The 25,540-nt window shown below is 71.3% G+C and carries 22 protein-coding genes and 3 pseudogenes; 11 read left to right on the top strand and 14 right to left on the bottom strand.

What is annotated here, in order from left to right; translation table 11 throughout:
• On the bottom strand, positions 1 to 1,058 hold a 1,058-nt coding region (locus ACIBAD_RS35805; protein WP_398911126.1), incomplete at its 3' end, for an ATP-binding protein.
• Positions 1,059 to 1,697: 639 nt separating this feature from the next.
• Between ACIBAD_RS35805 and ACIBAD_RS35800 the strand changes: the two genes are divergently transcribed.
• Entirely contained in the window at positions 1,698 to 3,422 is a 1,725-nt protein-coding gene (locus tag ACIBAD_RS35800) for a BCCT family transporter (RefSeq protein WP_398911128.1), read from the top strand.
• Between the two features lie 144 nt (positions 3,423 to 3,566).
• Here the strand turns inward: ACIBAD_RS35800 and ACIBAD_RS35795 are convergent, their stop codons facing one another.
• Positions 3,567 to 4,511, bottom strand: coding sequence for a LysR family transcriptional regulator (locus tag ACIBAD_RS35795; RefSeq protein WP_398911124.1), 945 nt, complete (start codon positions 4,509 to 4,511; stop codon positions 3,567 to 3,569).
• Positions 4,512 to 4,627: 116 nt separating this feature from the next.
• On the opposite strand from ACIBAD_RS35795, the gene ACIBAD_RS35790 reads away from it, so the two are divergent.
• The 3 genes and pseudogenes from ACIBAD_RS35790 to ACIBAD_RS35780 all read left to right on the top strand — a co-directional run bounded on the left by ACIBAD_RS35790 (position 4,628) and on the right by ACIBAD_RS35780 (position 6,695).
• Positions 4,628 to 5,440 carry an inositol monophosphatase family protein gene (locus ACIBAD_RS35790; RefSeq protein WP_134068696.1) on the top strand — a complete coding sequence of 271 codons (813 nt, stop codon included), beginning with the start codon at positions 4,628 to 4,630 and terminating at the stop codon, positions 5,438 to 5,440.
• A 42-nt stretch (positions 5,441 to 5,482) separates the two neighbouring features.
• Positions 5,483 to 6,133: pseudogene (locus ACIBAD_RS35785) on the top strand (NADPH-dependent F420 reductase); the annotation flags it as partial.
• A 73-nt stretch (positions 6,134 to 6,206) separates the two neighbouring features.
• On the top strand, positions 6,207 to 6,695 hold the full coding sequence (locus tag ACIBAD_RS35780) for an isochorismatase family protein (protein WP_398911122.1): 489 nt from the start codon (positions 6,207 to 6,209) through the stop codon (positions 6,693 to 6,695).
• Positions 6,696 to 6,968: 273 nt separating this feature from the next.
• Here the strand turns inward: ACIBAD_RS35780 and ACIBAD_RS35775 are convergent, their stop codons facing one another.
• The 3 genes from ACIBAD_RS35775 to ACIBAD_RS35765 form a co-directional block, all read right to left on the bottom strand.
• Positions 6,969 to 8,570, bottom strand: coding sequence for a protein kinase (locus tag ACIBAD_RS35775; RefSeq protein WP_398911120.1), 1,602 nt, complete (start codon positions 8,568 to 8,570; stop codon positions 6,969 to 6,971).
• Between the two features lie 419 nt (positions 8,571 to 8,989).
• On the bottom strand, positions 8,990 to 10,378 hold the full coding sequence (locus ACIBAD_RS35770; protein WP_398911118.1) for an erythromycin esterase family protein: 1,389 nt from the start codon (positions 10,376 to 10,378) through the stop codon (positions 8,990 to 8,992).
• 293 nt (positions 10,379 to 10,671) lie between these two features.
• Entirely contained in the window at positions 10,672 to 12,876 is a 2,205-nt protein-coding gene (locus ACIBAD_RS35765) for a SpoIIE family protein phosphatase (RefSeq protein ID WP_398911116.1), read from the bottom strand.
• Positions 12,877 to 13,054: 178 nt separating this feature from the next.
• On the opposite strand from ACIBAD_RS35765, the gene ACIBAD_RS35760 reads away from it, so the two are divergent.
• A complete protein-coding gene (locus ACIBAD_RS35760) occupies positions 13,055 to 13,498 on the top strand; it encodes a VOC family protein (RefSeq protein WP_398911115.1) in 444 nt (147 codons plus the stop codon).
• A gap of 224 nt (positions 13,499 to 13,722) precedes the next feature.
• On the opposite strand, the pseudogene ACIBAD_RS35755 reads toward ACIBAD_RS35760, so the two are convergent.
• The 4 genes and pseudogenes from ACIBAD_RS35755 to ACIBAD_RS35740 form a co-directional block, all read right to left on the bottom strand.
• Positions 13,723 to 14,067 (bottom strand): annotated as a pseudogene (locus ACIBAD_RS35755) (restriction endonuclease); the annotation flags it as partial.
• Between the two features lie 149 nt (positions 14,068 to 14,216).
• The gene (locus tag ACIBAD_RS35750) at positions 14,217 to 14,420 is read right to left on the bottom strand and encodes a hypothetical protein (RefSeq protein ID WP_398911113.1); all 204 of its coding nucleotides are present in this window, start codon (positions 14,418 to 14,420) and stop codon (positions 14,217 to 14,219) included.
• A 382-nt stretch (positions 14,421 to 14,802) separates the two neighbouring features.
• Positions 14,803 to 15,003: a DUF5988 family protein gene (locus ACIBAD_RS35745; RefSeq protein ID WP_134068690.1), complete on the bottom strand. Its 201-nt coding sequence runs from the start codon at positions 15,001 to 15,003 to the stop codon at positions 14,803 to 14,805.
• Between the two features lie 13 nt (positions 15,004 to 15,016).
• Complete coding sequence (locus ACIBAD_RS35740; RefSeq protein WP_398911111.1) at positions 15,017 to 15,865, bottom strand: DUF2182 domain-containing protein; 849 nt, start codon at positions 15,863 to 15,865, stop codon at positions 15,017 to 15,019.
• Between the two features lie 148 nt (positions 15,866 to 16,013).
• Between ACIBAD_RS35740 and ACIBAD_RS35735 the strand changes: the two genes are divergently transcribed.
• Positions 16,014 to 16,670, top strand: coding sequence for a DUF1326 domain-containing protein (locus tag ACIBAD_RS35735; RefSeq protein WP_398911109.1), 657 nt, complete (start codon positions 16,014 to 16,016; stop codon positions 16,668 to 16,670).
• Positions 16,671 to 16,727: 57 nt separating this feature from the next.
• Here the strand turns inward: ACIBAD_RS35735 and ACIBAD_RS35730 are convergent, their stop codons facing one another.
• The gene (locus ACIBAD_RS35730; protein ID WP_398911107.1) at positions 16,728 to 17,255 is read right to left on the bottom strand and encodes a 2'-5' RNA ligase family protein; all 528 of its coding nucleotides are present in this window, start codon (positions 17,253 to 17,255) and stop codon (positions 16,728 to 16,730) included.
• 171 nt (positions 17,256 to 17,426) lie between these two features.
• On the opposite strand from ACIBAD_RS35730, the gene ACIBAD_RS35725 reads away from it, so the two are divergent.
• The gene (locus ACIBAD_RS35725; RefSeq protein WP_398911105.1) at positions 17,427 to 18,437 is read left to right on the top strand and encodes an endonuclease/exonuclease/phosphatase family protein; all 1,011 of its coding nucleotides are present in this window, start codon (positions 17,427 to 17,429) and stop codon (positions 18,435 to 18,437) included.
• Positions 18,438 to 19,097: 660 nt separating this feature from the next.
• Entirely contained in the window at positions 19,098 to 19,238 is a 141-nt protein-coding gene (locus ACIBAD_RS35720; RefSeq protein ID WP_398911103.1) for a hypothetical protein, read from the top strand.
• Positions 19,239 to 19,474: 236 nt separating this feature from the next.
• Here ACIBAD_RS35720 and ACIBAD_RS35715 read toward each other — a convergent pair whose 3' ends face one another.
• The 3 genes from ACIBAD_RS35715 to ACIBAD_RS35705 all read right to left on the bottom strand — a co-directional run bounded on the left by ACIBAD_RS35715 (position 19,475) and on the right by ACIBAD_RS35705 (position 21,586).
• On the bottom strand, positions 19,475 to 20,341 hold the full coding sequence (locus tag ACIBAD_RS35715) for an NmrA family NAD(P)-binding protein (protein ID WP_398911101.1): 867 nt from the start codon (positions 20,339 to 20,341) through the stop codon (positions 19,475 to 19,477).
• 62 nt (positions 20,342 to 20,403) lie between these two features.
• Positions 20,404 to 20,916, bottom strand: coding sequence for a hypothetical protein (locus tag ACIBAD_RS35710; RefSeq protein ID WP_398911099.1), 513 nt, complete (start codon positions 20,914 to 20,916; stop codon positions 20,404 to 20,406).
• A 151-nt stretch (positions 20,917 to 21,067) separates the two neighbouring features.
• Positions 21,068 to 21,586, bottom strand: a complete 519-nt coding sequence (locus ACIBAD_RS35705; protein WP_134068683.1) for a MarR family transcriptional regulator — start codon at positions 21,584 to 21,586, stop codon at positions 21,068 to 21,070.
• A gap of 125 nt (positions 21,587 to 21,711) precedes the next feature.
• Between ACIBAD_RS35705 and ACIBAD_RS35700 the strand changes: the two genes are divergently transcribed.
• The 3 genes from ACIBAD_RS35700 (at position 21,712) to ACIBAD_RS35690 (ending at position 24,846) form a co-directional block, all read left to right on the top strand.
• On the top strand, positions 21,712 to 22,371 hold the full coding sequence (locus ACIBAD_RS35700; protein ID WP_134068682.1) for an MSMEG_1061 family FMN-dependent PPOX-type flavoprotein: 660 nt from the start codon (positions 21,712 to 21,714) through the stop codon (positions 22,369 to 22,371).
• Between the two features lie 250 nt (positions 22,372 to 22,621).
• Positions 22,622 to 23,017 (top strand): Imm7 family immunity protein, encoded by a 396-nt coding sequence (locus ACIBAD_RS35695; protein ID WP_134068681.1) that lies wholly within the window; start codon positions 22,622 to 22,624, stop codon positions 23,015 to 23,017.
• A 578-nt stretch (positions 23,018 to 23,595) separates the two neighbouring features.
• Complete coding sequence (locus tag ACIBAD_RS35690; RefSeq protein ID WP_398911096.1) at positions 23,596 to 24,846, top strand: YhgE/Pip domain-containing protein; 1,251 nt, start codon at positions 23,596 to 23,598, stop codon at positions 24,844 to 24,846.
• Positions 24,847 to 25,214: 368 nt separating this feature from the next.
• On the opposite strand, the pseudogene ACIBAD_RS35685 reads toward ACIBAD_RS35690, so the two are convergent.
• A pseudogene (locus ACIBAD_RS35685) lies at positions 25,215 to 25,421 on the bottom strand (O-acetyl-L-homoserine sulfhydrolase); the annotation flags it as partial.
• Positions 25,422 to 25,540: the final 119 nt, after the last annotated feature.

The raw sequence follows: 25,540 nt of genomic DNA, 5'->3' as shown, positions 1-25,540 counted from the left end.
TTGTCGTCCTTCTCGCGCAGCAGCTTCTTCTCGCGCGCGTAACGGTTCACCAGACCCGTCAGCGCGGCCCGGAAGCCCTCCTCGTGCGTACCGCCGTCGTGGGTGCGGATGGCGTTGGCGAAGGAGTGGACGCCTTCGTTGTAGCCGGTGTTCCACTGCATCGCGATGTCGACGGAGAGTGTCCTCCCGGGGTCGGACGCTCCGACGGAGATGACGGTGGGGTGGACGGGTGCACCCTTGCGGGAGTTGAGGTGGGTGACGAAGTCGGCAATGCCTTCCTCGTAGTGGTAGGTCACCGTGCGGGCGGGCCGCTCGGTGTCGCCGTCGGCCGGTTCGGCGTCGGCGGTGGCTCTTGCCGAGGCGCGTTCGTCGGCAAGAGAGACCGTCAGGCCCTTGTTGAGGAAGGCGACCTCCTGGAAGCGGCGGGAGAGGGTCTCGAAGGAGTAGTCGGTGGTCTCGAAGATGCTGTCATCGGCCCAGAAGGTGATGGTGGTACCCGTGGCGGTGGTGGCTTCGTGCCGGGCGAGCGGGGCGACGGGCACGCCGGCTTTGAACTCCTGACTCCACCGGTGACCGTCCTTGCGCACCTCCGCCGACACCCTCGTGGACAGGGCGTTGACGACGGAGAGACCGACACCGTGCAGACCGCCGGAGACGGCGTAGCCGCCACCGCCGAACTTGCCACCCGCGTGCAGCACGGTCATCACGACCTCCAGGGCGGGCCTCCCCTGGGAGGCCACGATGTCGATGGGAATACCGCGTCCGTTGTCGCAGACCTGGAGGCCGCCGTCGGCGAGGATCGTGACGGCGATGGTGTCGGCCACGCCGGCCAGCGCCTCGTCCACGGAGTTGTCGACCACTTCCTGCACCAGGTGGTGCAGGCCGCGCTCGCCGGTCGAGCCGATGTACATGCCCGGTCGTTTGCGGACCGCGTCGAGCCCGTCGAGGACGCTGATGGTGGTGGCGTCGTAAGACGGCGTCGGTGCCGCGCTCCTGCCGGCGAGCGAAGCGGGAACGGCGGCCGGGGCGGGCTCGGTCGGGTTGCCGGGATCGGTCACGGAAGACTCCTTCAGGGCAGCACAAGCCGCGCTCCCGCAGGGAGCGGCGTGTGGAGAGGGGTGCGGCGGCCATCGCGGACTGGCCGGACGCGGTCATGGACGGATGCCCGGCTCCGGGGCCGACATCCACTTCATTCTATTTCCCGTCAGCGTCCACGCCATGGGCCTTTGCCCCTCCAGGCTGCCTGGGTGACCGCGTAAGGCGAAGTGAGCGTGGCGGCCTATCCCCCCTAGGTGGCAGGCGTGTTTGGGTCTTGGTGGGCCGCACGAGGCTCTGAGGGGGGTTTTGGTGAAGAGGGTCGCGGGGTCAATTGAAAAAGTCTCGCTGCTGCTTCAGGGCCGGGGTTCTGCGGGCGGGTCTGCTCGGCTTGGCGGGCCGGCGGCCGGCCCCCCTCCGGCGAGCGCACCCGCGTGTGGAGGTCCGTCATCCGCCGGGCAGCGGTCGCAACCAGCGCCCGTATCGCTCCTCCTGACACCTGTGCGGCCTAGCGCCCAGCAGTGGGGCGCCCATCGGCGCCTGTTGATGCCGGGGTACGTGTGCTCGCCGTGGTAGGGGATATCAGAAGCCGCATCGGCCCGTGATCGCGAAAGGCGCCGCCCGTGTCTCAGGACCAACGCAACCCGGAGCAAAGGCGGCGACTGCCCGTGAAGGCGGCCCTGCCCGGCCGCCACCCGCACGAGGACGAGACGGCCGTCACCGACCGGCTGGTCTTCGGCGTGACGGCCGTGCTGACCCTGGGCTTCGTGATCTGGGGCGTCACGGCCACCGCCTCGCTGGAGAGCGTCTCCGACGCCCTGCTGAACGGCTTGATGCACAACGCCGGCTGGGCGTTCGTCCTGGCGGCCTCGGGGTTCGTCGTCTTCGCGCTCTGGCTCGCCATCAGCCGGTACGGACGGATCGAGCTGGGCCAGGAGCACGAGGAGCCGGAGTTCAGCACCGTCTCCTGGGTCGCCATGATGTTCAGCGCCGGCATGGGCATCGGCCTGATGTTCTACGGCGTCAGCGAACCCCTCGCGCACTACACGACTCCGCCGCCGGGCACCGCCCCCGCCGACTCGGCGGACGCCATGCAGACGGCGCTCGCCACCACGCTCTTCCACTGGACGCTGCACCCGTGGGCCATCTACGCGGTGGTCGGCCTGGCCATCGCGTACAGCACCTTCCGACGCCGCAGGCGGCAGACGATCAGCGCCGTCTTCGTCCCGCTCCTGGGGAGGAAGCGCGCCGAAGGCGCAGTCGGCCGGGTGATCGACATCTTGGCGATCTTCGCCACGCTGTTCGGCTCGGCCACGTCGCTGGGACTCGGGGCGCTTCAGATCGGCAGCGGCATGCACGAGGTCGGCTGGCTCGGCAAGGCCGGTACGGGGCTGCTCGTCGCCATCATCGGCGTGCTGACCGTCTGCTTCGTCTTCTCCGCCGTCTCCGGAGTGGAGAAGGGCATCCAGTGGCTCTCCAACATCAACATGGTGTTGGCCGTCGTCCTCGCGGTCTTCGTGTTCGTCGTCGGCCCCACCATCCTGGTCCTCGACCTGATCCCCACCTCGCTCGCCGCGTACTTCGAGGAGCTGCCCCAGCTGATCGGCCGCACCGAGGCGTCCACCGGCGGCGGTGACGTCGCCGACTGGCTGAGCAGCTGGACGGTCTTCTACTGGGCCTGGTGGATCTCCTGGACGCCGTTCGTCGGCATGTTCATCGCCCGCATCAGCCGGGGGCGCACGATCCGCCAGTTCGTCGGCGGCGTCATCCTGGTGCCCAGCAGCGTGAGCCTGGTCTGGTTCGCCATCTTCGGCGGTACGGCCATGAGCCTGAAGGAGCAGGGAAAGCTCGGCGGTGCGACCACGCCCGAGGCGCAGCTCTTCGGCGTACTTCAGGAGTTCCCGATCGCCGGCGGGATGAGCCTGCTCGTGATGGTCCTGGTCGGCATCTTCTTCGTCTCCGGCGCCGACGCGGCGTCAATCGTGATGGGCACCCTGTCCCAGAAGGGCACCTTCGAACCCGCCCGGTTCGTCGTCGTCTTCTGGGGCGTGGTGACCGGTGGTGTGGCGGCCGTGATGCTGCTCGTCGGCGAGGGCAAGGGCGAAGCCCTCGCGGGGCTGCAACACCTGACGATCCTCGTCGCCGCCCCGTTCGTCCTGGTGATGATCGGCATGTGCTGGGCCCTCTTGCGGGACCTCCGCCAGGACCCGCTGATCGTCCGGAGCGAACTCGCGGAGGAGGCGGTGGAGGAAGCCGTGATCGCGGGGCACGAGAAGTACGCGGGCGGGTTCGAGATCCGCATCGGTCCGGCGCAGGACGCGGCACCCGGGGAAAGGGCGGACGACCGCGACCGCAAAGACCCGGGAGCCCCGCCCCCGGCATCCTGACGGGGACACCCGCCACGTCTGACGACCGGCGGCCAGCTGTTCGGGGTACCTCTGCAGCGTTCAGGCGCCGTGCGGGAGGCCGCTCGTCGCCGAGCGGGCAGTCGGAGGCGAGCCCGACGGGAAGATCACCGCTCAGCCCAGCCGTCACTGCCCGGTCTGGCCGGTGAGGGGCTGTTGAGCGGCGGTCGGTGGTGCGAAGAATGCCTGGACGGTTTCGGTGGCCAGGTCTCGCAGCCAGGTGTGGGCGCGGTCGCTGTCGTAGCGCCGGTGCCACAGCAGGTACAGGGGGACGTCTGGCAGCGGCAGGGGCGGCGGCAGTGTGGCCAGGCCGAGTTGTTCCCGGGCGGCGCGCGTGACGGTCTCGGGGAGGGTGACGACCAGGTCGGTGCCGAGGGCGAGTTGCAGCGCGAGGGCGGTGGTGGGTCCGGCGGCGACGACACGTCGTTCGAAGCCGCGTGTGGTCAGGGCGTCGTCGATCGGGTCGCGCAGGCTGCCGCGTCGCGAAACGGTGAGGTGTTCGGCGGCCGCGTAGCGCTGGAGGCTCAGCGGGCCTTCGGTGAGCGGGTGGCCCGGTCGGACGGCGACGACGAGCCGGTCCCTGCCGACGAGGCGGTGGCGGATGTCGGGGAGCGTGGGAGCGCTGGAGCTCGATTCGAGGTCGACCTCACCCCGGCGCAGCTCGGCGTCGTCCGTGCCGGGTTCGGCGGACAGGCGCAGCCGGACGCCGGGGGCCTGGCGGTGGACGGCTGTGATCAGGGCGGTGCCGGAGGCGGCGGTCAGGGCGTCGTGCCAGCGCACGGTGAACACCCGGTCGAGAGCCGTCAGGTCGAGTTCCTGCTGTGCGGAGAGAAGTTGATGGGCCTGTTGCACGAGGGCGTGGACCTGGGCGCGCATGGCCAGCGCCCGGGTGGTGGGGACCATGGTGCGTCCGGTGCGGACCAGGATCTGGTCACCGGTGGCCTTGCGGATGCGGCCCAGGGAGCGGCTCATCGCCGGTGCGGTGACGTGCAGGCGTGCCGCCGCGCCGGCGACACTGCCCTCTTCCAGCAGGGCGTCCAGGGCCGTGAGCAGGTTCAAATCCAATTGCATGGCAGTAACTCTACAAGTGACAAGCATGCACTTGTTGTTAATGATCGGGCGTCCTACCTTCGAAGTGCGGGAGCGAACAACCGCCCCGCTCCTACCGATTCCCCAGGGAGCCCGCCATGAGCACAGCCATGCCTTTCGACGCCGACGGGGCACTCCTGTCCGACGTGACCGCCGCAGTGAAGGCCGCCGGCATCACGCTGCGCGACCGGTACACCTCGCACGCCCGGGGCGTGAGTCTGGCCGAGATCGTCGGCGAGATCCACGCCAACGACGACGCGGTGCTGGACGTGCTGCGGGAACCCCTGCTGCGGGCCCGTCGCGGGTCGCAGTGGGCCGAGGACGAGCTGGCCGGCGGTGCGCTCCCGCCCGGGGAGTGGTGGGTCGTCGACCCCGCCGAGGGCAACATCAACCACGTCCACGGCATGGACGACTGGGCGGTCACCGCCACCCTGGTCAGCGACAACCTGCCGGTACTCACGGTCGTCCACCTGCCGCTGACCGGCGACACCTACACGGCGGTGGCCGGTGGCGGTGCCCGCCTCAACGGCCGGCCCCTGAAGGTGTCCGCCAAGACCGACCTGGGCGCCGCCCTCATCGGCACCGGTCAGGCCAAGCCCGGCGAGGACGAGCGCACCTTCCGGCGGATCGGTGACTCAGTCACCGCCATGCTCGTCAACGGCCTGGTCGTGCGGGTGTCCGTTCCCGCCACGATGCAGCTGATCCACGTCGCCGCCGGACGCATGGACGCGTTCTGGCAGTTCTCCGACGTCCGCTCCGGCCTGGTGGCCGGCGCCCTGCTGGTCTCCGAGGCCGGAGGCACCGTCACCGACCTGGCGGGCGAACCCTGGAACACCGGCAGCCGCGACTTCCTGGCCGCCGCCCCCGGCATCCACGCCGCCGCCCTCAAGGTCCTCTCGCCGATCACCTGACCGGACGTCTCCGCCGCTCCCACCCGATACCTCAAGGAGCATCACCGCATGACCAACATCGGCATCCTGGGCGCCGGCCGCGTCGGCACCAATCTCGCCCGCAAACTCTCCGCAGCCGGACACCGCGTCACCCTGGGCACCCGGAACCCCGAAGGCACCGCCGCCCACCACGCCGGACTCCCTCCGCGGATCGCGTTCGCCGACCAGCGCACCACCGCCCGCACCACGGACATCGTGATCAACGCGGCGCCCGGCGACAGCTCCCTGGACCGCCTCACCGACCTGCAGGCCGAGCTCTCCGGCAAGATCCTCATCGATGTCTCCAACGCAACCCGGGACACGGCTGACGGCCTGCCCGGCGACCTGTGCTACCCCGGCAGCAGCCTCGCCGAGAAGCTCCAGGCCGCCCTCCCCGACACCCATGTGGTGAAGACCCTCAACACCATGCTGTTCATGGTCATGACCGCCCCCGAAATCCTGGCCACGCCACCGACCGCCTATCTCTCGGGCGACGACGAGAACGCGAAGAAGACCGTTACCGGCCTGCTCGGCGACCTGGGCTGGAGGCCCGAACGGATCGAGGACCTCGGCGACATCACCACGGCCCGCGCCACCGAAGCCATGATCCTGGTCGTGCCCCACATCCTGCGCCGGCACGGCTTCAAGCCCTTCGCCGTCTCACTCGCCCACTGACCCCCAGCAGCGGGGTCAGAGCAATGGCGGCCGCCTGGATCCCGGTGCACCGAACGGCCTTACGATCGTCGCCATGACCTCTGCCTTGATCCTCATCGACCTGATGCCGCGCATCATCGCCCTCCCGCTCGCCCCGCACTCCGGTGACGCAGTGCTCGCCCGTTGCCGCGCGTTGGCCAAGTCGTTCCGGGCGAGCGGACAGCCGGTGGTGATGGTCCGGGTGGAGCGCCCGAACGTCGCCGAGCAGCCGCCGGGCAGCGACTTCGCCGAAGACCTGGTACAGCCCGGCGACATCGTGGTGGTCAAGCGCACCATCGGGGCGTTCTACGGGACCGACCTGGACGAGCAGCTGCGCAACCTCGGTGTGAACACCGTGGTGCTCGCCGGGCTGGTCACCACGATGGGTGTGGAGTCCACCGCACGGGCCGCGGCGGACCACGGCTACGAGGTGGAGTTCGTGGTCGACGCGATGTCCGGACTGGCCGCGGATGAGCACGAGTTCGCCGTGCAGAGGAGTTTCCCGCGCTTCGGCGACGTTCGGAACACCGCCGACTACAGCTGACACCAGTTCAGTCCACCCCACCCTGCACCTCGGCCTTCTCGCGAACTGCGACGAACCGGAGGACCGCGGCGGAAGCCGGCTCGTCCGCTCAGACGGACCGGGTTCGGGCCACGGCGGCGCGCGGGTGGGCATGGGCGACCGTGCCGTCGACGCGTTGCATCGTCGGCGCCGAGGAAGCCGGCAAGCGCAGCTTCCCGCCACGTTCGTCTTCGAGTCCCCTCCGCAGGCCTCGATCACCTTCCTGGAAGGGAGGTTGTCAGCGTCGCAAGTGACCTAGCAGGCGGGGGAGGAGCCCTTCTGGCCCTTGAGGTCACGGTTGTACAGCCACCCGGTGGCGTTCGTGCCGTCCACGCGCACGAACGTCCACTGGTTGCCGTACGAGTTGACGATGTAGCACTGGTACCAGAGCTTGGTGCCGTCCTTGACGAGGCTGCCCTGCGAGCAATGTTGGTACGGCGCGGCCAGCAAGTGGTGGTCGCCGGAGATGAAGCCGTAGGTGCCCGGCGCCGGGTCGCTGTGGGTCCAGCCGGCGCAGCCCGTAGGAGCGGGGCTCGGCTCGGCCGGGGCGGGCGAGGAGGCCTTGGGGGAGGGCGATGGCCTGTCGGGCTTCTTCGAGGCGCTCGCGGATGGCTTCGCCGCGGGGCCGGAGCCGGAGGGAGACGGTGCCGGGGTCTGCGCGCCCGGCTGCCCGCCGGCGGCCGGGGAGCCGCCGGGCGCCGGAGTCGGGGCCGCTGCCCGCGCTTGGTTGCCGTCGCCGCCCGAGGTCACGGCGTAGGTGATGCCGCCGGCGGAGAGTACGGCGACGACCGCGACGGCCACCGCGGCACGGCTGCGACGCCGCGCCCGGTCCACGGCCGCCGGGCCGGACTGGTCGACAGTGAAAGGCTGACCGGGCGGCGGGCCCGGCGCGAGGCCGTGCGACGGGAATCCGGGCTGCGGGGTGGGGGCGTAGGGCTGCGGAATCGATACGGCGCCGGCGTCGAAGGCGGCCGCCGGCGGTGGCCCGAAGCCAGGAGCAGGCGCGGACACGGGCTGCACGGTGGAGGGCGGGGGGACCGTGGCGGGCGCCGACGCGGTCCCCCCGCCGGCCGCCACCTGCTCCAGCATCGCGCGGGCCTGGTCGGCGGTGGGCCGGTGCGCCGGCTCCTTCGCCATCAGCGCCCGCAGCACCGGGGTGAGCGGCCCCGCGCGCCGAGGTTCGGGAAGCGGGTCGCCGACGATCGCGGCCAGTGTGGACCACACCGAGGTACGGCGGAAGGGCGAGACGCCCTCGACCGCCGCGTACAGGGTCATCCCGAGCGACCATATGTCGGAGGCCGGTCCGGGCTCCCTGCCCTGCGCGCGCTCCGGCGGCAGGTAGTCGAGCGAGCCGACCAGCTGACCGCTGCGCGTCAGCTTCGCCATGGCCTCGTCGTCGGAGGTCTCGATGGCGGCGATGCCGAAGTCCGTGAGCACGACCCGGCCGTCGCGCTCCAGCAGCACGTTGCCCGGCTTCACGTCGCGGTGCAGGACGCCCGCGCGGTGCGCGGCGTCGAGCGCGTCCATCAGCTTGGCACCGATCGCGGCGGCCTCGTACGGGTCGAGCGCGCCACGCTGCGTCAGGACCTCGTCGAGCGAGGGCCCGTCGACCAGTTCCATGACGATGACGGGCAGCCCCTGTTCGTGCGTCACGTCGTGGACGGTGACGACGCCGCTGTGCCGGATACGGGCAGCGGCCTGCGCCTCACGCCCCATCCGGGTCCGCAGGCCGGCCAGTTCGGCGTCACTGGAGTCGGTGTAGGCCCGCAGGACCTTCACGGCGACCTCGCGGGCGAGCAGCTCGTCGACGGCCCGCGCGACCACGCCCATGCCGCCGCGGCCGACCACGGAGGTCACGCGGTAGCGTCCCCCGAGCACCTTTCCGATCAGGTCCCCGTCGTTCGCTTCCCCCGCTTGACCCGCTGGCACCACATGCTCCGTTCCACGACCGGCCGGCCGTCTCGACTCCCAGACGGGCACAAGCGTAGATGCATGATCCGCAGGCCGACCACGCCGCCGGCGCCCACCCCGCCGCGCACCGCAGACGCGCCCGCGCTCACTCGCGGCATCGATCTGAGCCACTGCTTCGTCACCGCCGGAATTCTAGGAAGGCGTACTCGCAAGGCTTGGGAGGACCCCGCCCAGAGCTGCCCGGCCGATCATGAGACCGCCGGCTGATCTGCCCGACTGACTGCCGGGCGAGTGCGGTGAGTCGGGCAGACGCCCGTCTATGCGATGGGCTTCGGGGCTGCCGCCGTCCGGATGGCATCACCCGGTCATGGGGCGAGGTTCACGGCTGCGTGGATCTGGTTGAGGTGGATGAGGACGTCGTAGGCCCGGGTGATCGCGAGGGTGGGGAGCGGGTCCTTCTTGAAGGACGAGCCGGCCTCGTAGGTGGGGCGGGAGGTGTTCAGCCAGGTCCGGCCCGCGGCGGGCAGGGCGCGCAGGTCGAGGTAGTAGTCGCGGTGGTGCACCCGGTCCAGGGTGTACTCCTGCATGTCGGGGGTGGCCGCGGGGACGGTGACCTTGTTCCAGGGGCTGCCGAGGGTGGTCGCGGTGAGGAACGAGCCGCGGCCGAAGGTGAATCCGATGGCGGCGTAGTCCCTGCCGAGGGCCTCGCGCAGGAAGGCGCCTTGGGTCGTCGGGTACATCACCGGGTCGGTGGCCAGGTAGCCCACGTGGCCGTTGTGCGCCGAGAGCAGCATCTTGTCGCCGGTTCGGCGTTGCCACGAGACGGTGTTGTCGGCCATGACGCGGTCGCGGAGGTGCTCTGCGGCGGACACCGACGCGGGGTCGGACAGGTCGAGCGAGGTGAACTCGAAGGTCTGGGCGATGTTGCGGGCGTGCTGCTCGGCCCACTCGTAGGCGTCGCCGCCGGCCCCCTTGTGCATGGTGACCAGGGCGAACGCCTGCTGGGCGGTGGCGGCGTTGAGGCGGCGTTCGGCGACGGGCTTGTTCAGGTAGGCGAAGACGTCGTCGAGGGGGCGCAGGCCCGCGTACAGCTCCTCAAGGCGTGCGACGTCCTGGGGGTGGTTCGTGCGGACGTACGAGAGCACCCGGTCGAAGACGGCGTCGCCGAGCTTGGGCGCTCCGACGTCATTGCCCGTGAAGTGGACCCTGCGGCCGGGGTGGCGGTCGTTGTGGCGCCGCATCCAGGCGATGAGGTTGACGAACTCCTCACGTTCCCAAGGCGACCCGGTCAGGGTCTCCTTGACGATCTGCCGGGCGTCGCCGGGGCCTCCCTGGAGGTACTCGTCGATCCGCAGGCCGGCCGTCCAGCTCATCTCCAAACAGAAGGTGGTGAAGCCCTTCTCCTCGACGAGGTGACTGAAGACGCGTTGCTTCATGGCGAAGAACTCGTGCGAACCGTGGGTGGCTTCGCCCAGACCGACCACCTTGGCGTCGCCGATCATGGCGTCCAGCGCGCGTAGGTCCGCGGTGTTGCCGCCGGGTTCCGTCGAGCGCAGCGGGCGGGCGGCGCGCTCCATCGCGCGGAGCGCCTCGGCCTGCCCGCCTTTCGGCGCTGCGGCGGCCGGCCCGGGCGGGGCGGGGGCGGTGGGTGTGGTGGTGGCGGAGGCCGTGGGGGCCGGCAGGGCCGTGGCCGCGAGCCCGGCCGTCGCGGCGAGCAGCCTCCGTCGGCCGATCGCAGGGTGGTGCGCGGTCATGCTGAACTCCTCGGCTCGTTCTTGTTCCCCCTGGCGGTGAAACGATCATGACCTGGGGCGGGACCGCGCGCGCGGGTGGCTTCCTCCGGGTTTGACCGGGGGATATCCCCCCTTTGCGATGCCCTCGGGGAGCTGAAGCCCCACTAGGGTGCGCTGTCCTGGCTGAGATCCCGGGCCCGGAGGCGGACGGTTGGCCGTCTCCCGGGCGGCGGGCCCGGGCCGGTCAGTGGCGGTGCCTCAGCCGACGGCCGGGGCTGCGCAAGTCCCGGAGCCGGATGCGCTCCCGGGCACCGTCACCCGTGCCGGTCCTCCTGGGCGAAGCGCAGCAGGAGCAGGGCGACGTCGTCGGTACGGGGGGCTCCGCCGCGGGCCTGGCCGATGAGGTCGTCCGCCAGCGTGCCGACCGGGTGGAGATCGCGGGTTGCGGTGATGCGGGCGGCGACGGCCCCGATGCCGTCCTCCAGGTCCTCACCGGCAACCTCGACCAGCCCGTCGGTGTACAAGGCGAGCAGGGTGCCCGGCTCGAACGGAACCTCGACGGCCGTGTACGAGGCGTCCGGGTCGATGCCGAGGAGCAGCCCGGGCGGCAGCCGGAGCATCTTCGCCGGGCCGCCGGCGTGGCGCAGCAGCGGGGGCGGGTGGCCGGCCGTGGCCAGGTGGGCGGTGCGGGCCGCGAGGTCGATGTGGGCGTACACGCAGCTGGTGAACAGTCCGGGTTCGAGGTCGGTCAGGAGGCGGTTGGTACGGGCGAGGACCTCCGCCGGGGGCTCGCCGGCGGTGGCGTGGACGGCCGTGCGGACCTGGCCCATGAGGGCGGCGGCGTTCACGTTGTGGCCCTGGACGTCGCCGACGGCTGCCGCGACGGTGGTGTCGTCGATGCGGATGAGGTCGTAGAAGTCGCCGCCGATGTCGAGCCCGTGCGCTGCCGGCAGGTAGCGGGCGGCCACTTCGAGGTGCGGTACGCCGGGCAGGACGTGCGGCAGCAGGCCGGTCTGCAGGCTGTGGGCGAGCTGGTGGGTGGAGTCGTAGAGGCGGGCGCGGTCCAGGGCCTGGGCGATGAGTCCGGCGAGGGAGGTCAGGATCGCCCGCTCACCGGGGACGAACGAGTGGGGGCGGGCGTAGGCCAGGATGAGGGTGCCGATGGGCCGGCCGGACGCGATGAGGGGCAGGAAGGTCCACGCCGCCATGCCGTCCCCGATCACGACGGCCGGGAAGGCGGCCGCGAGCTCGCCCGCGTCCGCGAAGAACAGCGGCTCGCCGGTGCGCAGGCCATGGGTGCTGGCCGTGTGGATGCCGAGCGGGATGCCGTCGTAGCGGGCCATGAGCTCGGCCGTGTAGCCGCGGAAGCCGACGATGCGCAGGCGCTGCTCCTCGGCCACCAGAAGGGCCATGGCCTGGGCGCCGAGCGCCGGGACGAGCAGGTCGGCGGCCTGCTCGACGACGTCGCGGGCGTGTACGGCCTCCGTGAGGGCGGCCGCCAGGTGCATGAGCTGGTAGAGGGCGGTGGCGCGGCTGGGTGAGGGCTCCGTGGGGACGGCTGTCGGCGCGGCGGGCGGCTGGACGGGCTCGTCGGCGGCGACCGGGGTGATGCGGACGCTGATCCCGGTGTCGTCCGGGTAGAGGTCGAAGCGCAGGTAGCGGCCGATCGGGGGCGCGGCGGTGAAGCTGCGCGGCAGCCGGCTGATCGCCGCGGCCCGGTAGTGGTCCTCGATGGCGGGGGTGTCCATCCAGGGCAGCGCTTCCCAGGGCAGGGCGCCGCGGAGGCGGGAGACGGGTGCGCCCAGCAGCTCGGCCGCCTCGGTGGTGATGAAGGTGATCGTGCCGTTCAGGTCGAGTGCGCAGTTGCCGCCGGGCAGCCGGCGGATGAAGGCCATGGCGGCGGCCGCCTCGACCGGTCCGGGCGTGGGAGGGGGAAGAGGCCGCAGCATGACCGGGTGCGCCGGCGGACGGACGGGGTGTCCGGCGGCGCGGGCCCGGCACAGGTGGTTCGCGAGACGGCCGCAGGCCGAGTCCACGGCGTCGCGTTCCTCGTCGGTCAGGTGGGGGGCGTGGGAGCCGGGCCACAGGAGTACGAGACCAGCCCCGGTGGCCTGCGCCCCGGGCGCCGAGTCGGGGACCAGCGGGGCGGCGGCGAGGGCGAAGTCGTACGGCAGGACGAGGCCGAGGCGCGGGTAGCGCCGGGCCGTCTCCTCCTGGCCGCCCAGCCAGACGAACCGCCCGTCGCGGACCGCGTCGGCCACCGGGATGGGATCGTCCAGGACGACCCGGGACCAGGGCAGCGCGAACTCGCGGGACAGGCCGACGGTCATTGCCAGGTGCAGGACGCGCCGGGCGGGGGCGGGCAGGTAGAGCATGCCGACGGACGCCCCCGCGGCCGCGCAAGCCCCGACCAGGGCCTCCCCGAGCGCCCGCTGATCGGCCCCCTCGACGCCCTCGGCGGGCGGCTCGGAGGGATCGGCGGGCTCCGCCCCCTGCTCACGCCCTGAAAGGTTTCGCACCCGTCCATGGTCCCCCCGGCCGCGGCCCACGCGTCGGCACCGGCCCGCCCCGGCGAGCCTGCGGCGCGCGCGCCCGCCGCGGACCGGACGGCCCCGAGTGTCACGCACTGTGTTCGAAGGGAAACGGGACCGGCTGCGGGTGCGTCTCCCCTCGGGCCGGCGTTCGACTCAGGCGGCCGTGTCGTCGAACCCAGCCGAGGATGTTCTCGACCTCGGCGTGTCAGGATGCCGGGGACACGACCGTCAGCACGTCGATGCACAGGGGCCGGCCATGATCAGCGGTGCGCATGTCATCCTCTACAGCCAGGACGCCGAGGCGGACCGTGCTTTCATCCGTGACGTCCTCGGATTCCCCGGCATCGACGCGGGCGGCGGCTGGCTCATCTTCAAGTTGCCCCCGTCCGAGGTCGCCGTGCACCCGGCCGATGGCCCACCCCGGCACGAGTTCTACCTGATGTGCGACGACCTTGACTCCCAGCTCGACGAGTTCCGCGCCAAGGGCGTCGAGATCACCCGCCCGGTCAGCGAACAGCGCTGGGGCAAAATGACCGCGGTCCGGCTTCCCAGCGGCGCCGAACTTCCACTGTACGAACCGCTGCACCCCATCGCCCACAGCCTGTAACCCACACCGAGTACTCCGCGCCGAGGCCCAGACCCACCAGCCCCGGCCCCGGCCGTTCTGCACTGGCGAAGGCCCGGCCGACCGGCCGGGCCTTCGCTTCAGCGGATCGATCGGGGCAACACGCCTCGCGTGGCCAAGGCGGTAGCCGGGCCGACGGGTTCGACGGCTGCGGGGTGCTGCCGCCGGAGCGCCGACCCGCCGACGGGCAGCAGGCCCCCTTGGCCTCAGGGGAGGGGGGACTGGCGCCGGTGCGGAGGTACAGCCCGCAGCAGCTCCCACAGGGGGCGCGAGCCGGCGGCCCACTCGGCGAACACCCTGCGGTCCACCAGGTGCAGCCGCTGGTCCTTGGCGAAGTCGACGGCGTTGCTCGTGATCCGGCCGTTGGTGAGCATGACCAGGACGTCGCCGTTGTGGACCTGGCGCCCGGTGCCGTTGAGGACGTGGAGATCGGGGGTGCCGACCGGCTTCCCGGACCAACCGGCCTTGCGGTGCTTGCACTGGATCACCCAGCGCCGCCCGTACGGATCGGTCGCCTTCACATCCGCGCCGTTGTCACCGCGGCCACCGACCATGCCGGTTCGTTCGCCGCCGGGGCCGCCTGGGCCGCCGCGCAGAGCGTCGGACCGGACGACGACGCGCACTCACCGGCCACTCCTCCGCACAGGCGAGGAGTCCGCCGGGTGCCGCCCGACCGGTACGCGAAGGGCGTTGCCGGGGGTCACTGGCCCGCCTGGGAGACACCGCTGACGAGCTGGCCGAGGAAGCCGGCGATGCCCTGGCCGACCTCGGTGGGGGCAAGCATGATGCCCAGCGCCAGGACGATGACCACGGTCATCTTCTCGTCGAACCGGCTCCGGGCCTCCGTACGCAGCCGCAGCACCACGATGACCACCAGCAGTACCGCCACGTTGATCGTCAGCAAGCGCCCAGCCCCGGGGGGTAGCGGACGACAGCCCCCGGCTTCTTGTGTAGCGCGAGGCCGGCGGTGCAGTGGTCGGATTGCCGGGAATTGGCGGCAATGCAACGCGCTGGCTGAATGTGGCGGGCGTTGCCGCGCGGACGCTGACTCAGGCCGGTCGGAGGCGCGGGCGAGCCGGCGGCACTCGTCCGGGCGAGGAGGTCGCGGCCGGGACGGGCGGACAAACCCGGGACCGGTGGCTTACCGGTGGGTTCGCGGAACCGCCCCGCAACACGTCACAGCCCTGCGTTCCGGTTTCTCACCGCTCACCGCTCACCGCTCACCGGTGACATGAGCGGTGAGTCCCGAACGCGCTCGCCGGGCTCGGAGCAGGGCATGCACGAAGTCATTCGGCGCTTTCCGTACGCTCCCACCACTCGTAGACGGGCAGTCGGCCGTCAGGGCCGTCCTGGGTCCGAGTCGTGCTGCGGAAGTGCTCGTAGCCGCCGCGGTGCGGGATCTTGAGGTCTTCGCCGGGGGCGGGGACGGCGGCGGTCCGCTCGGGCAGGTCGTCCGGTCCACCCTCCAGCACTGCCTTGTTCGCCATGTTTCCGGTCCTTTCACGAGGGTGTGGGGCCCAGCATCTGATCCATGTGGTCTGGGTCCATCGGCACGTACGAGGTCTCAAGGCCCGGGAGCAGCCAGTCGTGGAACGGCGCGAGCAACGCCAGGGCCAGGAAGGCGGCGCCGACCGCCCAGGCGAGCCACGGGCCTTGCCGCCACAGCTTCTCCAGGAAGATCACGGCGGACAGCCCTGCCATGGCGGCCACGTTCATCACTCCGAGCGGAATCAGGATGATCATCAGCCCCCAGCAGCAGCCGACGCAGTACGTCCCGTGGTGCGCCCCCACGCGCAGGTCCCTGGCCCGGGGGCGGAAGCGGGAGTACCGCAGCAACTGGAACATCGGGCTGCGGCAGTGCCGCAGGCACACCGACTTCAGGGGCCCGAACTGCTGGACGGCCGCCAGCAGGAAGACGCCCGCGCCGATCCAGCGGCCCGCCGCCGGGTAGGCGTCGAGCAGCCGGTCCGTCGCGGCGAGCAGCCCGTACGCGACCAGCCCGAACGCCGTCCACGCGAGCAGGTAGCCGAGGAGGAACTCGCCGGTCCGGACCACTCGGACCGGGCCGGCGGAGGTACGGCCGATGGCCCGCACCCAGGTCACGGCGACCGGCGCCACCGACGGCAGCATCATCGCCGCCATCATGACCACCCACAGCAGCAGGAACGGGGACAGCGCCATGCCCATCGTGCCGGAGCCGGTGCCCATCTCGCGGTACTGTGCGACGGTAAGCGCCCAGGCCAGAGCGGCGAGCAGGGTCAGCAGGATCCAGGCAAAGGCCAGCTCGCGCCTCGGCAGGAGGACGCCCGGCCCGGTGGGGGCCGGTGGCGCCAGTCGGATGTGCGGCATGGCACTCCTCCCGAACGCGCGAGGACACCTCCAGCGCGCGAGGACACCTCCAGCACAGCACAGAACCGCGGCCGGTGCCCGCTCGGCCTGGTCTGCCCGCCGTACAGGGTGGACAATGAGCCCAGGGGCCTCCTGAGGAGGCGGGACCATGTCCGAGACCACGGCGACCGTTCCGAGATGGCACGTTGCAGGGGACTGGTTCGATACGTGCAGGTGCAATGTTCCCTGCCCCTGTACCTTCGCGCAGCCGCCCACTTTCGGGGCCTGCGACGGCGTCCTCGCCTGGCACGTCAATGCGGGAAGCTACGGCGACGTGCCGCTGGAAGGGCTCAACGTGCTGATGCTCAGCGCCTTCGTCGGCAATGTATGGGGCGAGCACTCCGACGCGTACGCGGCTGTCTTCCTCGACGAGCGCGCGGACGAAGCGCAGCGCGCCGCCCTTCAGATGATCTTCGGCGGCCAGGCCGGTGGCTGGCCCGCGCAGTTGGTGGGCATGCTCGGGCCCGAGCTGCGGGGCTTGGACTTCGCACCGATCGAGATCGAGGTCGACGAGGACCTCGGCAGCTGGAGGGCCGAGATTCCGGGCCGGGTGGAGGCCGGGGCCGTGGCGCTCGCCGGGCCGACGACCCCGGAGGGCGCGCGCGTCCAGTCGGTCAACATGCCGGGCTCCGAGACCGGCCCCGGCCAGGTCGTGACCTGGGGCCGGGCCACGGTGGACCGGGCCGACGCGTTCGGCTTCCAGTGGAGCCGCGAAGGCCAGTCCAGCAAGCACATCCCCTTCGACTGGAGCGGCCCCGATTCCTGAGGGATGTCAAGCGGTTGAACATCCCGGCACGTCCCGTCACACCGCACACGGCGGTGTTCACCACCCCGCAGCGCCGCCGAGCGGCGCGGTGAGCCGCGGCTGCCAGCCGTCCTGCGTCAGCACCACCAGCTGGACCGCGGTCGCACGGGTGCGCATCGGTAGCAGCCCGTCGATCGCAGCGCGGACACGGGCGGCGGCCGTCGGGTCGTCCGCGCCCATGGCGACCGTGACATGGGCGGTGGGCCGCGCCCCGAAGCGACCGTCGTACGGGCGCAACCCCGGCCACTGGACGCGGAACGCATCGACGACCGGTTGGAGTTCCGGAACGGTTACGCCGATGAAGCCGGACGCCGTCACGACCTCCTCCAAGAGGAGATCAGCTGCCGGAAAACCCGCCGCCAGGGAACGCACGCCCTCCTCGTCCTGACCTGTCAGTGCCGATTCCGGCACGAACGGGTAGAGGAGCGAGACATGTGCCGGCACCCCACGACGCACCAGAGCCGGGTCGATGCGCGACGCCGCGTCGAGGAGCGGGGCTGCATCGGGCAAAGCGATGACGACGGCAGTGGTTCCTGGCTCTGGCACGCCCCCATCATCGCAGGCCGGCCGCGAGACCCGAGCCCTGGTTGATCTTCTGGGCGAGCGGGGCCATCAGCTCATATGAGTGAATGATCAGTGTGAAAACATGAGGAACCTTTGCCGATGGGACCGCATCTATCCCCCCGTAAGCGTGCCAACCGGCTTAGGGGTGGACTGATGGTGCAAACCGAAGAATCAGAGCAGGTGGCGGTCCGGGAGTCGGTGTCGGCGCCGATACGGCGGAAGTCGTGGCAGGAGGGGGCCTGGCGGCGCGGCCGGATCATCGCGGGGCTGGCGGTGCTCGCAGCAGTCCTCCTCGCGCTGCACGGCCTGCTGCCCAACCCCGGCAATCTGGCCGGGCTGCTGGAGACCTTCTTGCCCTGGTGCGGCCTGGTCGTCCCGGTGCTGCTGGTGCCCGCGCTGTTGCGGCGTTCGGCCACCGCGCTGGTCGCGCTGCTGGTACCCGCCGCCGTCTGGCTGGCCATGTTCGGCGGAACGCTCGGCGACCGGAGCACCGGTAAGGGCGATCTCACGGTGGTCACGCACAACGTGGCCGCTGCCAACACCGATGTGGCAGGCACGGTGAAGATGCTGATCGACTCCGGCGCCGACCTCATTGCACTGCAGGAGCTGGATCCGGGGCTGCAGTCCGAGTACGAGCGGGGCCTGGCCGCCGCGTACCCGCACCATGTGGCCGGTATCAGCGCCGACGGGCTCTGGTCGAAGTACCCGCTCACCGGCAGCGCGATAGCGAAGGGCCCGGCCGGGGAGGGCAACGGAACGGTTTTCCGGTCGGTGGTGGCCGCTCCGAAGGGAGAGATCGCGGTCTACGTCGGGCATCTGGACTCGGTCCGGGTCAGCTTCGGGAAGGGGTTCGGCGCGGAGCTCCGGGACCACAGCATCACCGCGACGAGCTCGGCGCTCAGGGCCGAGCCGCTGGAACGGGTGTTGCTGATGGGTGACCTGAACGGCAGCCTGGCGGACCGCGCCTTCGCCCCGATCGCCGAGCAGATGACGTCCGCCCACGAGGCCGCCGGTTCCGGATTCGGCTTCACCTGGCCGGCCGACTTCCCGGCAGTGCGGATCGACCACATCCTCAGCAAGGGGCGGCTGACCGCGACCGACTCCTGGGTGCTGCCCGCCGATGGCAGCGACCACCGCGCGGTGGCGGCGTCCTACCGGTACTGAGCCGGCCGCTCACCCCCGGCCGCCGACAGGCGACGGGCATGCGGCGGCCATGAGCAGATTCCCCCGTATCCACGCGCACTTGATCGCGGGGCGGCGCGGAAGCCGGTGTACCCATCGGGTCAGAGCGCCGACGCCGGCCAGGCCAGGGGGAGTGCTGGCCGGCCTCCCCGCGGCGCACTTGTCATCGCCGTCCTGGTCACGGGCGACGGCGCGGTCGGCGACCTGACCTCGCGCGGTGTCGTGGAACACGCCCCGACTGCTTCGCGGTCGGCGGCTTGACGCTTGTGATGATCACGGGACTCGCCACGCTCGTTGGCTTCGACTCGGCGGCGTACCTGTTGAGGAGGTCAGGGATCCGTCGCGTGCTCGCGCCTCGTCTACGCCATGTTGCGCGACGGTCGCTTTCCTGCGCACCGGCTGATGCGGCGGGGGAACCGGCACACGAGGACGCCGATCCCCGCGACCGTGCTGGTCTTCGCCCTGGGCGCGCCTTGATGCCGGCGTTTCCGGGCGCCGCGCCACTGGATCAGGTCACGGCCTCAACCATCCTCTGCGCGGTTACATACACCTCGGAGATCGTGCTCTACCTGGCGGTGCCCGGACGCATGCGCCGCAAAAAGGGGGGGCCTTCAACCTGCCCTGCTGCGACGGCTGAACGCCGTGCTGGTCGTCCCGGGCGGGCCGACCGTGGTACAGCGGGACGAGGACCGCGAGTTCCTCCCCGCCTCCCTGAGAGACGATTCGCCCGTCGTCGTGGCCCGTACGGGCGCGGAGATCGACCGGGCGATCCGGGCTTTCTGAACCAACGGGCCGGGGGCCTGTCCCCGGTACGCGTCACCGGGAACGGCCCCGCGGCCTCCGCGCGGGCGCCGTCGCCGGCCAGTACGCCTCTGCCACAGCAGTCACGCCGAGCCCCGACGCCTGCGTCGGCGAGCGGGCCATGACCATCTCCGCTCAGCCCACCGCCTGAGCCGATGACCGGTCATCTACGTGGTGCGGCGGGACGGTTCGCGGTTTCGCGACCTTGAGGCGGCACCTTATCGGCGGAAGAGGGCGTGGTGTTCGTGCAGGAAGGCGTCGAGGGTGCGGGGCGGGCGGCCGAGGATGTCGCTGACCGTGGTGGTGGGGGTTTCGGGTCGGGCGATGGCGAGCTGCTGGATCTCCGTCACGTGGTCGGCGAGCCAGGTGGGCATGTGGGCGTTGTGGATGAGGTCGGCTCGCAGTTCGTCCGGGGTGAGGTTGACGTAGCGGATCTGATGGCCGGTAAGGGCGGTCATCCGTGAGGCGAGTTCGGGGTAGGAGACGGCTTCGGGACCGGTCAGGGTGTAGGTGCCGCCGGCGATGTCGGCGCTGGTGAGGGCGGCGGCGGCGACGTCGCCGATGTCGCGGCAGTCGATGTGGTTGCAGGGCGCGTCGCCCGTCGTGCCGAGGATGATGCCCTGGGCGACGGTGGGGGCCAGGCGCAGGAGGTTTTGCATGAACGCGTAGGGGCGCAGGATGGTGTGGGTGAGGCCGCTGGCGCGCAGGTGTTCCTCGATGGCGTGGTGTCCGCGGGATATGGCGACCGGGGAGTCGGGTTCGGCGGCGGGTGCTGAGATCTTGACGATGTGTCCGATGCCGGTGTCGGCGGCGATGTCGATGATGCGGGTTTCGAGTTCGACCTGTGCGGGGCTGTTGGCCATGGCGAGGAAGAGTTGGCTGGCGCCCTTGAAGGCGGTGCGCAGGGAGCGGGGGTCGGTGGCGTCGGCGTGCTGGACCTCGACGGGCGGTTGGTGTGCGCCCGTTGTGCCGGGGAGCGGCATGTGCGGGGTGCGGGTCAGTGCGCGGACGGGTACGCCGCGTGCGAGGAGGCCGTGGAGCAGGGCGTTCCCCGTTGCTCCGGTCGCTCCCATGGCAACGATCATGGTGTGCTCATTTCTTGGTGACGTCCCGGCGACGGGTGCTGCCGGGGTGGGCTCGGTTGGGCTCAGGCGCGTGGGGCGGGTGTGCCCGGTGTCGGGCTGGGCTGTGCCGGGGGTGCTGTGATGGTGCTGCGCCAGCGCAGGGTGACGATGGTGGTGGCGAGGGCCGCGGAGACGGGCAGGTCGATGCGCAGGCGCTCCAGCCGCGGGGTGGCGGGGATCGAGGTGTGGGCGGGTAGCCAGTGGGCGGTGAACCATCCCAGCAGGGTCGCCGCGCCGGCGGCGGTGATCACGAGTGCGGCGGTCAGGGCGAGGCGCGGGGTGGTGGTGGTCCACCGTCGGGGCTGTCCGCCGCGCCGCAGCCAGGTGCCGACCAGGAACGCCACCACGGCGGAGGTGCCGGCGATGGAGGTGCAGGCGGCCACGGCCAGGTCCTGCTGCCCGGTGACGACTCCAGCGGTACCGGCCATCAGCGCGGGGGCGGCGTAGGCGGTCAGCACCTCGCGCCAGAGGGTGAACGGCCGGGATGGCCGGGAGGCTGCCCGGTTTCTGATGCTTCTGTCCTTCGTTGCGGGCATGTCGGCCTTCTTTCTCGTTCGTGTGAGGGAAGCGAAGGGTTGTGACAGAGGCGGCAGGCACTGCTCCGCGATGTAATTAGTTACCTAACTACTGCCTCGTAAAAAAGGGGCCCTACCCGGAGGGCGGGGCCGGAGCCAACATGGATGCGGATCAGTCGGCGACCAGGGCCGCACTGCCGCGCACGACGCGGGCGAGTAGATCCAGGAAAACCGCGCGCTCGTCGACGGAAAGCCCGCCCACCATTGCCTCAAGCCGCCCGAAATGCTCGGAGGCCATGTCGCGCAGGAGCTGCGCCCCGCGCGCGGTCAGGATGGCCACGGTGCCCCGGCCGTCCTCCGTGGACGGTCGGCGGGCGATCAAGCCCTCGCGCTCCAGGCCGTCCAGTAGGCCGGTCACCGTGGCCCTGGAGACATCGAGGTCGGCTGCGAGGTGCGAAGGGGATTTCTCCCCGCCGTGGTCTTCGAGGTCGGCGAGCAGGCGGTAGCGTCCGGTCGACAGGCCGTACCTGGCGAAGTGCGCCTCGGCCGCGCGGCCGACCCTCGCGCCCGCAGAGATCAGCCGCACCGCGACCAGTACCGCCTGCGGATCGACCTCCACGCCGTAGCGCTCGACCTGCCGCCTGGCCTGGTCCAGGGTGGGCGCCTCGCCGTCGATACCGTCCCTCGTCATGCAAATAATATGGCGGCTAATCACCTGTGCTGTCAAGGCGCTCCGATCTCGTCGTGCGGGCCTCTCCATGTCCCCGCACCCACCGACCAAGATCGATCGCAGGTCGGGCCCGTTAGGGTCGGGGCATGACGACACCCCTTGCCGGCAGTGCCTTCGACTCGCTCCGCCTCGACGCCGTGCCCGACCAGGAGGCGTTGCGCCGGGCCTACGAACTCCCCGGCGAAGCGGCCGTACGCAAGCAGATGACCGAACTCACCGAGCAGACCCAGCGGTTGATCGGCTGTTCGCCGCTGGTGCTGGTCGCCAGCGCGGACGCCGAGGGCAACTGCGACGTTTCCCCGCGCGGCGGCCCCGCCGGGTTCGTCGCCGTCTTGGACGCACGGACGCTGGCTATACCGGACGCGACCGGCAACAAGCGTCTGGACACCCTGCAGAACGTCGTCGCCACCGGACGGGCCGGGCTGCTGTTCCTCATCCCGGGGCGCACCACGACCCTCAGGGTGAACGGCCGGGCCTGCGTCTCCACCCGCCCGGAGCTGCTGTCGCAACTGACCGCCGTGGGCAAGCCGCCGGCCAGTGCGCTCGTGCTGGGGATCGAGGAGGTGTACCCGCACTGCCCCAAGTCGCTCCTGCGCAGCGGGGCCTGGAAGCCGGAGCAGTGGCTGCCGGCGGACGCCCAGCCGACCTCGGCCGAGGTGACGCTGGCCCAGCTGCGGATGCCGGATCTGACGATCGCCGACATCGAGCAGGCGGAGGCGGATTCGCTGAAGTACCGGTACGAGTAGCGGCCAGACCGGCGACCGCTGGACCACCAGCCCGCCGAACCTGCAGACGGGCACGCCCCGAGACCAATCGCGGGGCGGCCCGCGGCGCGTTCGCGAATGCCTCCGGGTCCGTAGCCGAGTGCCGGCTCCGGTCCGCTTCTTGGGGGCTTCGAAAAGAAGGCTCTGCGCGAGGGCGGGCGGCCCCGCGGTGGATCCTGCTGCGGTCCGGCCTGTCTAGGCCGCGGCCGACGACCTCGGTAGGATCGCCGGTGTGTTCGAGTACCACGGTTGGATCACGCTCCGGGACACCGCGGGTGAGGACGAGGATGACGTCCGGCTGCGGCAGGTCGTGGACCAACTCCGGCTTCGCATCGCTCAAATGGCCAGTCCCTACCTCCTTGACCTCAGGTGGATGAACGGCGAGCCGTTCATCCACCTGGGAGGCCATTCCAATCACCGCTCGTCGCCCGATGTCTTCGCTCTGTTCGAGCATGTCGCGAAGGTTGCTCCTGGCTCCTACGGCCTTCTGCATGTTCGCGATGACGAGGACCCCGCACACGAGAACGAGATACGCGTGCTCAGGCTTGCTCGGGGCGCGCTCACGCAGCACACGGAGACACTGCTGTCCCCGTGCATCCCGACGTTGGAAGACCCCTTCACCCTTTAGACCGGCGACAGGCCCTCGCGGCGTCACAGGCTGGTCGAGGCGCCAGCGGTGAGAGACGGGGTCGTGCAGTGGGGCGTCGGAGAGCCTGCTCGCGGTCGGCACGGTGGCCGTTCGACCGACTCGGGGCAAGGTCGCGGTGCGCCGGCCGTGAGGACAGCCGCCGCTCGCCCCGTCCGGTCTGCTGGACGCGCAGCGCGGTAGCCCACCGCGCCGGGGGCGGCACCGGCGGAGTGTCGGACAGCGAGCGACGCACCGGCGGTTGCCACGGCCGATCGGATTCCGATCGGGCAGGTGTTCCAGTGCTTCGGCCGCACCCGGATGCGGCCCCCGCGCGACGCGCCGCAGCCTCCGCCCGGGCGCGGCCCTCGGAACGGGGTCCAAGAAACCGCGCCTAGTGCATCGGAGGGAGGCGGGCGGGGCGGGGCGCGGGCATCGGGGGTGGGGGAGGGCATGCTGAGGTGTCGTCGGCAAGGGCGTTCGTCCGGTCGGCCGTTCGAGCGCTGCCGCAGGCGGTCGGCTGCCCGCCGCCGACCGCCGACCGTCGGTCGACCCCGCCCACCGGGAAGCAAGGGAGACCCATGTCCACGCCCGCCGCCCCCGAAGCCACCGCCGCGACCCTGCTGCGCCGCCCCCAGATCTGGGTGGTCCCCACCATCCTCACCGGGCTCCTCGCCCTGCTGCTGTCCCTGCTCTACATGGGCGGCATCGTCAACCCCAACGCGCACCTGCGCGATCTGCCGATCGCTCTCGTCGACGACGACACCGGAGGGCAGGACCTCGGCGGGCGGATCACCGCGGCCATCGCCTCCGACACCGCGGGCGGCAAGGCCGACTGGCGCGTGATGACCCGCGCCCAGGCCGAGGACCAACTCGACTCGGGGAAGGTCTACGGCGCACTGGTGGTCCCGGCCGGCTTCTCGCAAGCCGTCACCGCGCTGACCACGTCCGGGGCCACCCATCGTCCGACCATGATCGTGCTCACCAATCCCGGCAAGGGCAGCCTCGGATCCTCCCTGGCGAGCCAGATCAGCACCAAGGCGGCCCACAGCGCGTCTCAGTCGGTCGGCCGCCAGCTCACGCAGGCCGCCGGCGCGCAGGCGAGCCCTACGACGAAGGTGTTGCTCGCCGACCCGGTGGACGTGGTCACCCAGGTCGGGCACCCCATCGGCGCCCACAGCGGTCTCGGCCTGTCGGCCTTCTACTACACCCTGCTGCTGGTCCTGGCCGGGTTCATGGGTGGCAACGTCATCAGCAACGGCGTCGACACCGCCCTCGGCTACGCCGACAACGAGATCGGCCCGTGGCACACCCGGCGACGGACCGTACCGATCAACCGCACGCAGACGCTGCTGCTCAAGATGGTGATGACCGCGGGCATCACACTGGTCAGCTCCGCACTGGTGATGCTGGCCTGCATCGCGATCCTGGGGATGGACGCCTCCCACCTGCCGCTGCTGTGGATCTACTCCTACTGCGCGGCCCTCGCGGTCGGCCTGGGCGTCCAGGCCATCAACGCCGCCTTCGGCGGGATCGGCCAGCTGGTGTCCATGTTCGTGTTCATCGTGCTCGGCCTGCCGTCGTCGGGCGCGACCGTCCCCCTCCAAGCGGTCCCCGCGTTCTACCGGTTCCTGTCCTACTTCGAACCGATGCGCCAGCTGAGCGACGGCGTACGCGCGATCCTGTACTTCGACGCCCGCGGCGACGCCGGCCTCATGCGCTCCTGGATCATGATCGGGATCGGCGCCGCCCTGGCACTGTTGTTCGGCTTCGCCATGACGACGTACTACGACCGCAAGGGCCTCAAACGCCTCACACCACAGCCCGTGTAAGGGGACGGCCGGCGACTCGTCCAAGAGCCGGGGAGCCGGAAGGCCTGCGGAGGGCGGCTCGGCCGCCGCGGCCCCGTCCGATGTCGTGGGTGTTCATCGCCTCGACCAGGACCGCGTAGCCGGCCGCGTCGAACGCCGGACGGGCTTGGCGGCCTGGTGGCCGAGGTGCGACCCGACGCGGTACCGGCCGCCCAGCCAGGGCTGCTCCGCCGCCTGGTCCTCGTGGCCGAACCGGGTCTGCATTTCCCCGGGCGAGCGGTAGGCGATGTGTGCGATGCGCCGGGCGCAGCCCAGACCCGTGTGCGGCCCCCGCCGGACCCATCGCCGCGGCAGTTGCCGCCCAGCCGGTGGGGGCCGGCGCGGATCGACGCGCCCGCGCCGAGGGCGGCCCGGCAGCGTAGGCCGTTTTGGCCGGGTCGGGCTCGGTGAAGTCGGGGAAGGGCTCGGGGTGCGCGCCGACGTCGAAAGTGCCCGCGCCCACGACGTCCGTGCTCGATGGGGCGCCACAGGTACGGCGGGGGAACAGTGGCATCCAGGATGAGCGGTAGTCCCGCCGCGTGCGCGACGTCGGCGACGCCGGGGCGCCGAGTACGTCGTCGCGCCGATTGGCCGCTGACGGGGTGAGGCACTGTCAAGTCCGTTTGGCGCTGCGGCATTTCGTTTCATGCGTGTTGCGGATTCCTGTGTCATCCGT

It is taken from the genome of Streptomyces sp. NPDC051109, assembly GCF_044455885.1.
In the GTDB taxonomy this organism is placed as follows: Bacteria; Actinomycetota; Actinomycetes; order Streptomycetales; family Streptomycetaceae; genus Streptomyces.
This window is presented reverse-complemented; position numbering and strand designations above follow the sequence as displayed.

What these genes read in the sequence shown, in the direction of transcription:
- ACIBAD_RS35725 (WP_398911105.1), top strand. Translation starts at nt 17,427, where the DNA reads ATGGTGCAAACCGAAGAATCAGAGCAGGTGGCGGTCCGGGAGTCGGTG.
- ACIBAD_RS35770 (WP_398911118.1), bottom strand. Translation starts at nt 10,378, where the DNA reads ATGACCGCGCACCACCCTGCGATCGGCCGACGGAGGCTGCTCGCCGCG.
- ACIBAD_RS35790 (WP_134068696.1), top strand. Translation starts at nt 4,628, where the DNA reads ATGAGCACAGCCATGCCTTTCGACGCCGACGGGGCACTCCTGTCCGAC.
- ACIBAD_RS35745 (WP_134068690.1), bottom strand. Translation starts at nt 15,003, where the DNA reads ATGGCGAACAAGGCAGTGCTGGAGGGTGGACCGGACGACCTGCCCGAG.
- ACIBAD_RS35710 (WP_398911099.1), bottom strand. Translation starts at nt 20,916, where the DNA reads ATGCCCGCAACGAAGGACAGAAGCATCAGAAACCGGGCAGCCTCCCGG.
- ACIBAD_RS35715 (WP_398911101.1), bottom strand. Translation starts at nt 20,341, where the DNA reads ATGATCGTTGCCATGGGAGCGACCGGAGCAACGGGGAACGCCCTGCTC.
- ACIBAD_RS35795 (WP_398911124.1), bottom strand. Translation starts at nt 4,511, where the DNA reads ATGCAATTGGATTTGAACCTGCTCACGGCCCTGGACGCCCTGCTGGAA.
- ACIBAD_RS35705 (WP_134068683.1), bottom strand. Translation starts at nt 21,586, where the DNA reads ATGACGAGGGACGGTATCGACGGCGAGGCGCCCACCCTGGACCAGGCC.
- ACIBAD_RS35700 (WP_134068682.1), top strand. Translation starts at nt 21,712, where the DNA reads ATGACGACACCCCTTGCCGGCAGTGCCTTCGACTCGCTCCGCCTCGAC.
- ACIBAD_RS35690 (WP_398911096.1), top strand. Translation starts at nt 23,596, where the DNA reads ATGTCCACGCCCGCCGCCCCCGAAGCCACCGCCGCGACCCTGCTGCGC.
- ACIBAD_RS35740 (WP_398911111.1), bottom strand. Translation starts at nt 15,865, where the DNA reads ATGCCGCACATCCGACTGGCGCCACCGGCCCCCACCGGGCCGGGCGTC.
- ACIBAD_RS35780 (WP_398911122.1), top strand. Translation starts at nt 6,207, where the DNA reads ATGACCTCTGCCTTGATCCTCATCGACCTGATGCCGCGCATCATCGCC.
- ACIBAD_RS35735 (WP_398911109.1), top strand. Translation starts at nt 16,014, where the DNA reads ATGTCCGAGACCACGGCGACCGTTCCGAGATGGCACGTTGCAGGGGAC.